General features: G+C 32.7%; 7 protein-coding genes. 2 read left to right on the plus strand and 5 right to left on the minus strand.

What is annotated here, in order from left to right; translation table 11 throughout:
* Positions 1–24: 24 nt before the first annotated feature.
* Positions 25–981, plus strand: a complete 957-nt coding sequence (locus tag ABD690_RS02190) for an endonuclease/exonuclease/phosphatase family protein (RefSeq protein WP_344726588.1) — start codon at positions 25–27, stop codon at positions 979–981.
* A 56-nt stretch (positions 982–1,037) separates the two neighbouring features.
* Here the strand turns inward: ABD690_RS02190 and ABD690_RS02195 are convergent, their stop codons facing one another.
* Positions 1,038–2,399 (minus strand): DUF5689 domain-containing protein, encoded by a 1,362-nt coding sequence (locus ABD690_RS02195; protein WP_344726590.1) that lies wholly within the window; start codon positions 2,397–2,399, stop codon positions 1,038–1,040.
* Positions 2,400–2,438: 39 nt separating this feature from the next.
* Entirely contained in the window at positions 2,439–5,210 is a 2,772-nt protein-coding gene (locus ABD690_RS02200) for a carboxypeptidase regulatory-like domain-containing protein (protein WP_344726592.1), read from the minus strand.
* Positions 5,211–5,350: 140 nt separating this feature from the next.
* Between ABD690_RS02200 and ABD690_RS02205 the strand changes: the two genes are divergently transcribed.
* Positions 5,351–6,403 carry an endonuclease/exonuclease/phosphatase family protein gene (locus ABD690_RS02205; protein WP_344726594.1) on the plus strand — a complete coding sequence of 351 codons (1,053 nt, stop codon included), beginning with the start codon at positions 5,351–5,353 and terminating at the stop codon, positions 6,401–6,403.
* A 73-nt stretch (positions 6,404–6,476) separates the two neighbouring features.
* Here the strand turns inward: ABD690_RS02205 and ABD690_RS02210 are convergent, their stop codons facing one another.
* The 3 genes from ABD690_RS02210 to pgi all read right to left on the minus strand — a co-directional run bounded on the left by ABD690_RS02210 (position 6,477) and on the right by pgi (position 11,380).
* The gene (locus tag ABD690_RS02210; protein WP_344726596.1) at positions 6,477–6,917 is read right to left on the minus strand and encodes a hypothetical protein; all 441 of its coding nucleotides are present in this window, start codon (positions 6,915–6,917) and stop codon (positions 6,477–6,479) included.
* A 104-nt stretch (positions 6,918–7,021) separates the two neighbouring features.
* Positions 7,022–9,574 (minus strand): TonB-dependent receptor, encoded by a 2,553-nt coding sequence (locus ABD690_RS02215; RefSeq protein WP_344726598.1) that lies wholly within the window; start codon positions 9,572–9,574, stop codon positions 7,022–7,024.
* A 162-nt stretch (positions 9,575–9,736) separates the two neighbouring features.
* Positions 9,737–11,380: a glucose-6-phosphate isomerase gene (gene pgi, locus ABD690_RS02220; RefSeq protein WP_344726600.1), complete on the minus strand. Its 1,644-nt coding sequence runs from the start codon at positions 11,378–11,380 to the stop codon at positions 9,737–9,739.
* Positions 11,381–11,385: the final 5 nt, after the last annotated feature.

Below are 11,385 nucleotides of genomic sequence, written 5' to 3' on the forward strand. Positions count from 1 at the left end.
AAAAACAAATATTTACACATTATAATGCCTGATAACTTACCAAAACAATTATATACTGTTGCTTTTTATAATCTTGAAAATCTATTTGATATTTATGATGATGAGATGACTAATGACAATGATTTTTTACCAACATCTGCAAAACGATGGACACATAAACGATATCAAAATAAAATACGAAAGCTCGGTTATTCTATTTCTAGAATAGGTTTAGAAAACACTAATAATCTACCTACAATAATTGGTCTTGCCGAAGTTGAAAATAGTTTTGTTTTAGACGACTTACTAAACAGTACACATTTAAAAGATTTTCCATACGATTATATTCATTATGATTCTCCTGATGAACGCGGTATTGATGTTGCTTTAGTTTTTAATAAAGATGTGTTTACTATTGAAAACTCCGAAACTTTTCCTGTACATATTTATGATGAAGATGGTAGTATTGATTACACAAGAGACATTTTGCTAGTTACAGGCTTTATAAACAATGAACGTATTCATATACTGGTTAATCACTGGCCTTCTAGGCATGGTGGTGAGACTACTACCGAAATAAAGCGAATAACCGCTGCAAATAGTGTCACAGATATTATTAACACTATTAAAAATGAAGATTCGCACGCTAAAATTATTGTTACGGGCGACTTTAATGATGATCCTTATAGTAATAGTATTAAAAAATTAGTTAGCGATAACAATTTATATAATCCTATGGATACGCTTCTTTCAGACACTTTAGGAACTACAAGCCATAACTTTAGTTGGAGCCTGTTTGATCAAATTATGATAAGCACTAATTTTTTTGAAACTAAAGCTGATAAGCTGTCACTAAAAAGCACACATATTTTTAATGCTGATTTTTTAAGACAATTTCACGGACGCTATAAAGACACTCCTTTCAGGACCTATGTAGGAAAAAAATATAAAGGAGGCTATAGTGATCATTTTCCTGTATATATGGTTTTAAAAACAAATTAAACAAAAAAAGCCCGCTAAAGTTTAGCGGGCTTTTTTTTATTTAATTATTTATCCAATTAAGGAACAAATACTCTTACGTTATCAACGTGAATTGTTGTATTTAAATCTGCAGTATCACTTCCTGTATATCTAAACGCTATATAAGCAGTTCCTGTATAAGAAGAGATATCAATGTTTCCTGAATTAGTAAAGTTAAACCAAGTATCAAAATCAGCTTCTAAACTAGAAGTAAACTCTAAAGATGTCCAAGTTGCAGAAGTAATATCAGCTTCGTTTCCTGAAAAATCAGTAGAAATTAATACTTCAATAGCATCATGACCAGCATCAGGGTAAGCGTGCTCGGTTTGGAAAGATAAAATTTCACCATCTTGAGCATCTAAATCGATACCTGGAGAAATTAACCATCCTATGTTGCTAGATTCTGTTGTTCCGTAAGCTGAAAATTCAGCATATCCATTACCACTATATACTTGCTCTGACCATAATTCAGTACCTGCTTCAGCAAAGTTTATCCATCCGTTTGTATCTAATGTAGTATTATCAGTAGAGTCATTAAAAAGTTCTTCAAAAACAGGGTCACATCTTTCTGAATCAAACATAACATCAGCAGTATCTCTAATAAACAACTGGTAATCTGAATTATACTTACTAAACACAGCAACTAATGATCCTCTTCCTTGAGGGAACATTTGGCTTTTAAAATCTGCAAAGCCACTGTTTCTTAATATAGTTTCTGAATCGTCAACACAGTTTTTAATATATCTGTTTACCGTATAGGTATCATCTAAATTTCCGTAAGCTTGTCCTAATTCTGCCGATCTTAATTGCATATCATCAATTTGAACTAGCATATTAATGTAGCTATCATCAAATTCAGCAGGAGTAATTACTTTAGGAACGATAGTTTCTACTACAGTAGATCTAACAAGATAATTTTCGTAATCTGCACCAGAGATACGCTCTACAGCATTGCTCTCTATGGCTCCAATATGTAAAACACCGTTTACGTCATCCATTCCTAAATTAAGACCTAACTCACTATCAGATAAGATTACATATACTTTTTGTCCTGGTTTGTATTGTGCAAAAAGCGATGTAGCATCAATATCAATTTGAATAGCTGCAGATGGGTTTTCTGGAGCGTCTTGGATTATTAAAGTTTTATAGAAGTTTCCTGCTTCATCACTAGAAACTACATATCCTGAAATAATTACCTTACCTTCATTACTTACTTCTGAAAAGTTTACTAAACTTCCTGTATACATTGCTTTTACTTGTGCAATTGTATTAGTCTCTGTAATATTTGGTTCTTGTAAAATTACAGTTGGTACACTGTAATCATCATCTTGTACACAAGCAGTGATACAAAACATAGCAACCAAACCTAGGGCTAATGATAAAATTTTACTCGTTTTCATAATTTAAATGTTTTAATTAATATTTTTCTTTTTCTTTTTTTAAAATCTAAAGTTAAGGTTTACAAAATAATTAGCACCTCTTCCATACCAATATTTTGATCCAAATACGCGTGTTCCATTGCTGGCGTCATCACGTAATTGTCTGTAATTTGCATTACGTCCTTGCTCAAAACCTCCTGTTTTGTAAATTTCATCAAAAAGGTTTCCGACGCTTGCAAAAAATCCTACATAGTAATCACCTATTTTCCAAGATTTACCTCCCATTAAGTTTACTACGTAATAATCATCAAATTCTTCTTGTTTTAACAACTCTCTAGCTAAAGCAGGATCATAGTCGTTAAATACTACGTTGTTTGTTCCATCAGCTGGGTCTAAATAAAAGTTTTTCGTTCTTGTTAATGGAGCTACATCAACATAAGTATTGTTAAAGTAGTTTACAGTTGCTCCAAACCACCAATAATCAGGATCACGATATTCAAAACCTACAGAGTAAGCTTGTTGCGGTCCTCCAGCAATTTTATAGTCTTTTAAGTAAGCTGTTCCTTGATCTACAGTAACATCATCAGCACTTAAAATTAAGTTAGGGTTGTTATCATATGTGTATTGTCCTATTGAAGCAGCACCTTTTAATTTAAGTGTTGGTAAAACTTGTGCTTCAATACCTATTTCAGCCCCAAAGTGCTTTTTGTCAATTCCTTGTAAAATCTCACTTACGAACTCTGAATCTTCTGAGAATCCTTGAACTCCATCAGCATAATAGAATGAAATTTCATTAGCATCTTCAGATTTTATGTAAAATCCTGTGATTTTTGCTTTTACAATTGGTGAACGGAAAATATAGCTAATATCTGCAGAAGATATTTTTTCTTCTGTAATGTTTGGTACTATATTATGGTTTACTCTGGCATTAGAATATGTATTTCTTAATGAAGGTGCTTTTGTTAAGTACCCTGCATTTACATCAACTAAATGTTTTCCAGAAAACTTGTATGTAAATCCTGCTTTACCTCCAAAACCATTAAAGTCTAATTTTTCTCCTTTTCCTAACGAGTTTCCTATGTTGGCTTCATTTTGGTATAAACCTTCACGTTGGTATTGCGTGCTTGTATAGCTACCTGCAAGATAAAAGTCTACTTTGCTATATTTAAATTGAGCTTGAGCATATCCAGAAACTACATCAGCAAATAAGTTGTAGTTATATTTAAATTTATCGCCCTCTAAAGCTACACGATTAGGGTTTTGTAAATCAAATTGGAATCCGTCAAATGAATCTACATTTAAGAAACCGCTACCACCTAATAAATCTAATATTTCAGCAAAGTTTTCAGATTTTAATTTTCTATAGTTAACAGATGCATTTAATATAATGTTCTCGTTAATTTCAGAAGTTAATATAGAGTTTACTGTCAGTTGCTTATCATCGTTTCTATCTTCATATAATGCATACGTTGAGTAAGCTCCTATGTTTTCCATATTTGTTCTATATAATGAAGCCCAATCAATTTGACCATCATTAACAAAACTGTATTGTCTTTTGTAAGCTTCAGCAAAATCAGGACCTTCATCAAGACCTAACCAAAAGCTTGGCAACTTTTGATAGTAAGCTGGACTTGGGTTAGAACCATTTCCTATTGGGTTATCGTTTACTAAACGTGTTCCTCCGTAATCTAAACGGCTATTTCCTATTTTACCAAACTGATATCCTATATTGGTGTTTAATTTTGTTTTACTGCTTATATCCCAGTAGTGGTTAAGCATTAAAATTGGTTCTTCTATTTCTTTAATACGAGAGTTACGCTTGTCACCATCGTACCATCCCCAATATTCGTTGTATTTTATACCTCTTAAATCATAAACCTCTTGAGTGTTTGGAGATGATTTTCCTCTACGGTTTGGAGTATAAATAGATGTGAAGTTTAAGCTGTGCTTTTCTCCTAATTGCTTCTCTACAGATGCAAAAAATGAATTAGAATCATATAAGGTAGCCTCTTGGTAGCCTTCGTCTCCCCAACGTCTACCTGCCATAAGAGCATATGACCATCCGCCTTTTAATAACCCTGAAGCGTAGCTAGCCATAATTCTGTTTGTGTAACTTCTGTTTGATGTAGAGTAAGTAACACGACCACCTTCTCTATATTTAGAAGCTCTTACAATCATGTTAGTTGTTCCTAAAACACCACCAAAATTATAGTTAGAAGGCTGTAAACCTGTTGTTAATTCTTGATTTCTAACAACATCATTTAAACCACCCCAATTACTCCATTGTGGACGACCATTATACATTTTGTTCATTTCAATACCATTTACAAGTACTGAACCATTTTCAGAATCTAAACCTCTCACTCTAAAGAAAGAAGGGCTAAACTCAAAGGCTGCTGAACGTTGAAACACGTCTTGTGACGATTGTAATAAACCTGAAATGTTATCCATTCCACTTGTATCGTCATTAAGTTCATCATCAGATAAAGTAATAGTGAACAAATCAGCATCTGTAACCACTTTTTCTAAAGTCATATCAGTAATATTTACTGTTTGACCAGCGTTTACAACAATAGGGTATCTTTTTGAGATATAACCACTTTTAGAAATCACTAAAATTTGTTCTCCTAATGGCACTGTCTCTAAGAACTCAAAAGTTCCTTCTTCTCCAGTTACAACTGATAGTTCTGTTCCTTCAATAGCAACTGTTACTTCTGGAATTGGCTCAAAAGAGATAGCTTCTGTTACGCTACCTTTTACTAGTGTTTGCTGTGCATACATAGTAAATGTTGAGATAACTCCGAATAGGTAAATAAATAAGCGTTTTTTCATACTTAAATTTATAGTTAATAATAGTTTCTGCGTTAAATAATCATTATTTAAGGCGTGCAAATTTACATTATTTATAATAAATATCTACTTTTGGCCCTAGAATTGTATTAACATAACAATAACATAACATTCTAAAATAAATGAAAACTTTAAAACCTTGGATTGCAACTTTTTTCTTACTCCTGTGTATTAATATTCATTCTCAAGAGAAAAAGAAATTTAAAATACATACCGTTGCATTTTATAATTTAGAAAACTTATTTGACACAATTAACGATCCTAATAAGTTTGATGAAGCTAGCCCAATAATGGAAATGAAAACCGAAATTGGTGATATTTACAAAAAGAAGGTTAGCAATATGGCTCGTGTTATTTCTGACATTGGTTCTGAAATGGCACATAATTCTCCAGCTGTTATAGGTGTCTCTGAAGTAGAGAACAGAAGCGTGCTTGAAGACCTTGTAAACGATCCTTTACTTATAAACAAAGATTACGGCATTGTACATTATGACTCTCCTGATGCTCGTGGTATTGATGTTGCTTTTCTATATCAAAAAAAGTTATTTACGCCATTACACACTAGTTCTCATGAGCTTAAAATTTATGACGATAATACTCGTGAACGCGTTTACACAAGAGATCAATTATTAGTAAGTGGAAAACTTGATGGTGAGATGATTCATGTAATTGTAAACCATTGGCCTTCGCGTCGTGGTGGAGAAGCAAGAAGTAGACCTAAACGTGTTGCTGCTGCAAAACTAAACAAAAGCATTATAGACTCTTTACAAGCTATAGATCCTTACGCTAAAATTTTTACAATGGGAGATTTAAATGACGACCCAACAAATGCTAGTGTGAAAAAGGTTTTAAAAGCTAAAAAAGATAGAGAAGATGTAGGTTTGAAAGGCATTTACAACCCTATGGAAAAATTCTTTAGAAAAGGACTTGGCTCTAACGCTTATAGAGATGCTTGGAGTTTATTTGATCAAATTATGATGACAAAGCCTTTAATTGAAAAAGACTATTCTTCATTTAGATTTTACCAAGCTGGTATATACAACAAAAATTATTTAGTAAACAAAGAAGGACGTTATAAAGGATATCCTTTACGTAGTTTTGCAGACGGCGGTTTCACTGATGGCTTTAGTGATCACTTCCCTGTTTATGTTTACATTATAAAACAAATAGACTAACAATCTATTAGAATACTCATAAAAAAAGCGTCTAAAATGTATTTAGACGCTTTTTTTATAGTTTATATTACTACTAATTGAACCAAACATTCCATGGAATTTTTGCTAATACAAGAATTAATGCAATGGTATAAAATATAGCAATCGTTTTAAGTTTATTTTTGGAAGTCAACTTCTTTTTGTGTTTTGAATAGCCTATTGTAATTAATGCTACCGCAACAATCATAGTAAGAGGATGCTCAACAATATTAGAGCGTAACGTACTATTTTTCATAACGTCTCCCATTCCCATTTCGCTTATAAGCGAAAAATAATCCGCAGCAAAAAATAATATAATACCTAGCAACAAGTGAATATGGGTCACTATTAATGTAAATAGCGATATTCTGAAATCTTTTGCTTCATATTCCTTATTTCCAATTGTTTTTATTAACGCATTTAAAGTCGCTAAAACTAATATTAAAAGCACAAGATATGCCCAGTAAGAGTGAAGTATTTTTACAGTATTATACATAATTAAAGTTTAATTTTTGTTGATATAGCAAAGGTAATAATAATATGCATAAAAAAACCTCTTCAAAAATGAAGAGGTTTTTTAATTTATCTAAAAAACTGATGTTAGAAATTGAAACGAATACTAGTATTCCAAGTTCTTCCGTAACCAAATCTACCAGTATTTTTCTTATTAACACCTTTATAATTTTCCTCTGGGTTAGCAGATGCTTGTAAAGTTCCATTTACAGATTCTAAATACACTTCGTCAAATACGTTGTTTACGTTTAATCTGAACTGAACTGAACTTGTACCTTTCTTACCTACTTCCATTTTGTAAGAGAAACCAGCATCAACTGTATCATAAGAAGGCAAGCTAATTTTAGCTTGTTCAGGATCTCCTGTAGAATGCATATCGTTATACCAATTCCAAGCACCATCTATACTAGTGTTTTTACAAAACTCAAAACTACCATTAATACCAGCAGTTACTTGAGCAGCACCTCCAACATTGAATCCATCGATATTAATTTCAGTAGCTGTACCTATTTCATTACCATTGTTATCAAAAGTTCTTTTTGTAGCAGTACCCTCATGTTTCCAATCTCCTAGAGAAAGGAATCCATTAAGTGATAAGTTTTCAAAAGGACGAGTCATAACTTCTAACTCAATACCGCTATGAACCTGTTTAACACCTTGTGTTTGATACCCTTCAAAAGCTGGTGTATCTTGATCTTCCCCATTATTACTTAACAATGTTCTATTATCCCAAATTGTATGATATACATTTAAGTTTGCAGAAATTGCTCTTCCGCCATTAAATTGATACCCTGCTTCTAAACCTGTTATTTCCTGATTATCAACTTCGGGATTTATTAAATCATTAGAGTTTCTAGTGTTTAAAAATAAATCATCGTGAAAAGGCTGACGAGAATAATACCCAGCATTTACAAACACTTTATGCATATCACTTAACTCATAAGCAGCACCAACTTTTAAGTTATATCCAATATTAGACACCTTTTCTGACTTTTCTGACTGACCAGGGTTTTGAGTAAAGAAAAACTCTTCTCTTTGGTGGTCTTGATTAGAAAGTGCACCTTGAAAGAATGCTGAAAATTTATCTTTAGAGTATTCTAATTGACCGAAAACCCCATAATAAGTAATAACCTCTTCATAATCTCTATCTAATCTCTGGTTATGTTCTGTATTAGGGTTAAATAACATTCCCCAAGGGTCAATACCTCCATAAGTTTCAGTAATTGTATAAGATCCAGAATATGAACTACTTCTATCTAAAGATGTTTGTGAACCTACAAACTCATTTATTCCTCTAAAGTGAATACCATTATAAGATCTTATATCTGCCCCAATGTTAAATTCCAAATTATCATTCAATTTATTATTGTAATTAGTTACTAAACCATACCAGTTATGGTTATTGTATGATCCCCTAACATAACCAGAACCATCACTTATTTTAGATGAAGCAAATGCTCCTCTACCCATAGACCCATAAAGAACCGTAGACAATTCAGACTTTTCATTAATTGTCCAATCCCAGCTTAAGTTAGCTACTGGCTTATGATAAATATTTCTCCCTCCTGGGTAAATACCTGGCGCAACATTATTAGGGCTATTAACACCTTCTGAATACCAGCTGTTATTTCTTCTTCCTCTTTCACTATCTAAAAAAGAACCAATAGAACCACTTCCTGCAGCAACATGCCATTGTGGCGCTCCTGTTAATAAAAAGTTTAACGAATGTTTTTCATTTGGTTGATAACCTACTGAAAAGAAATACGTTTGTCCCTGTCCCTTTGTATAGTCAACATAACCATCACCTTGCCAGTGTCCTAATAATCCTGAAAAAGACCATCCTTTTTCTCCAACACCAGTTGAGAAATAAGCTGTAGATTTGATATAGTTATCATTACCTACCATTTGTTGAACAAATCCACCTGGCTTGTTATCAATTGTTTTTGTAACAATGTTTACAGTACCACCTACTGATGATATTGCAAGTTTAGAAGCTCCTAAACCACGTTGTACTTGAATAGCATTAGCTACATCCATAACACCAGACCAGTTAGACCAATACATCTTACCGTCTTCCATACCGTTTATAGGCTGACCGTTCAATAAAAACGCTGTGTTAGTCTGGTCAAAACCACGTAAAAACATTTGACCGTCTCCAAAACCACCAGCTTTGATGTTTTGTACAGAAGGTGTAGATTTCAACACTTCTGGTAAATCCCAGTTTCCTGCTTTTTCTTGAATCTCGGCAGCTCTAATAGTAGAAACTGCAACAGGTGTTTTTCTGTCTTCAGCTAAATCAATAACTCCAGAACCAATAATAACAACTTCTTCTAATGTGTTGTCAGGAGATAATGTTACTTTACCTAGGTTTGTGTTTCCATTGAAAGACATTGTTACTTTACCATACCCAACAAAAGAAATTACTACTTCACCAGAAGTAGATTGTGTTGTTATTGTAAAATTCCCATCAAAATCAGAAGAGACACCATTTGTAGTGCCTTTCTCAACGATGTTAGCACCAGGAAGTGGCGCGTTCATTTCGGCATCCATAATTGTACCTGAAACAGTACTTTGAGCCATTGAAAATGCAGTAAACATAAAAGCTACCGCTAAAAATAATAATCTTGTAATTTTTTTCATTGTATTAATAAGATTGGTTTTAAATTTTTTGCAAAATTACACTTAAACAATACATAATCATTACGTAATTGTTAAGAATTTTTAATTTTATTTAAAATACAACAAAAACACACACATCAATCTGCTATATGAAAAAGGTATTAACAAGTTTTTCAACAAAGATTACGTTAATTCCTTATAATAACCTAAAAGGTTTAACGTAGAGTCATCATGATTCATAAAAGTGTCACCTTGTATATTTTTTAGGATATTTCCTGCTAATTGCTTTCCAAGCTCAACACCAAATTGATCATAACTAAAAATATTCCAGATAACACCTTGCACAAATATTTTATGCTCATACATAGCGATAAGCTTTCCTAAACTTTCAGGGGTTAACTGACTAATAAAAAGGGTGTTAGTTGGTTTGTTTCCTTCAAAAACCTTGTATGGTAATACTTTAGAAATTTCTTCTTCAGACAAGTTTTTGTCTTTTAATTCTGATAAAACCTCATCAGACGTTTTTCCATTCATTAGCGCTTCAGTTTGTGCTATAAAATTGGAAATTAATTTGTCTTGATGGTCTTTATCTCCATGTAGCGACTTGGCAAACCCGATAAAATCAGCAGGGATAAGTTTTGTTCCTTGGTGAATTAATTGAAAGAAAGCATGTTGTGAATTAGTCCCTGGTTCTCCCCAAATTATGGTTCCTGTTTGGTAGTTTACAGGGTTTCCGTTTCTATCTACACCTTTTCCATTACTCTCCATAATACCTTGTTGCAGGTAGGTTGCAAACTGATTTAAATATTGTGAGTAAGGAATTATTGCTTCTGTTTCTGCATTAAAAAAGTTATTATACCAAACACTTATTAATGCTAAAACTACCGGAATATTTTTATCAAACGGCGCTTCTTTAAAATGTATATCCATAGCATTAGCGCCTTGTAAAAGCTTATCAAAATTATCAAAACCAAGTGATAAACTTATTGTCAATCCTACTGCGCTCCAAAGAGAAAAACGTCCTCCAACCCAATCCCACATTGGAAAAATATTGTTGGCATCAATTCCAAAACCTTGAACCTTTTCTATATTAGTAGAAACTGCTACAAAATGTTGTGCTACTGCTTCTTCGTCTAAAGATTTTAAAAACCAGTTTTTTATTGTAGTTGCGTTTGATAATGTCTCTTGCGTAGTAAACGTTTTTGATACAATAACAAAAAGTGTGGTTTCTGGATTTATTTTTTTTAGAACCTCATTTACATGATCACCATCAACATTACTAACAAAATGGGTGTTTAAGTGGTTTTTATAATACTGAAGTGAATCTACCACCATAGCTGGTCCTAAATCTGAACCTCCAATTCCAATATTAACGATATCTGTAAACGCCTTTCCAGTACTACCTTTTTTGTCCCCTTTTATGACTGCATCAGAAAAGGTTTTTATTTTGTTTTTAACAGCATAAACCTCTGGAATAACATTTTTACCATTTACTAAAACGGTTTCTGTTTCTTTGGCTCTTAAAGCTGTGTGAAGCACGGCACGTTTTTCTGTTTCGTTTATTTCTGCTCCAGAAAAATAGGCATCAATAGCTTCTTTAAGTTCTACCTGCCTTGCTAAATCTTGCAATAAACCCATTGTTTTATCTGTGATTCTATTTTTAGAAAAATCCAGATAAAAATCCTCCCAAGTAATTGTCATTTTATTTACTCGTTCTTTGTCTTGAGCAAATAGTGTTTTTATATGTGTATCTTTTACTGTTGAGAAATGATCTTGGAGGTTTTTCCAAGCTGTGGTTGTTGTTGGGTTTATTTTAGGTAATGCCATGAATG

It is taken from the genome of Corallibacter vietnamensis, from assembly GCF_039537875.1.
GTDB classification, from domain to species: domain Bacteria; phylum Bacteroidota; class Bacteroidia; order Flavobacteriales; family Flavobacteriaceae; genus Corallibacter; species Corallibacter vietnamensis.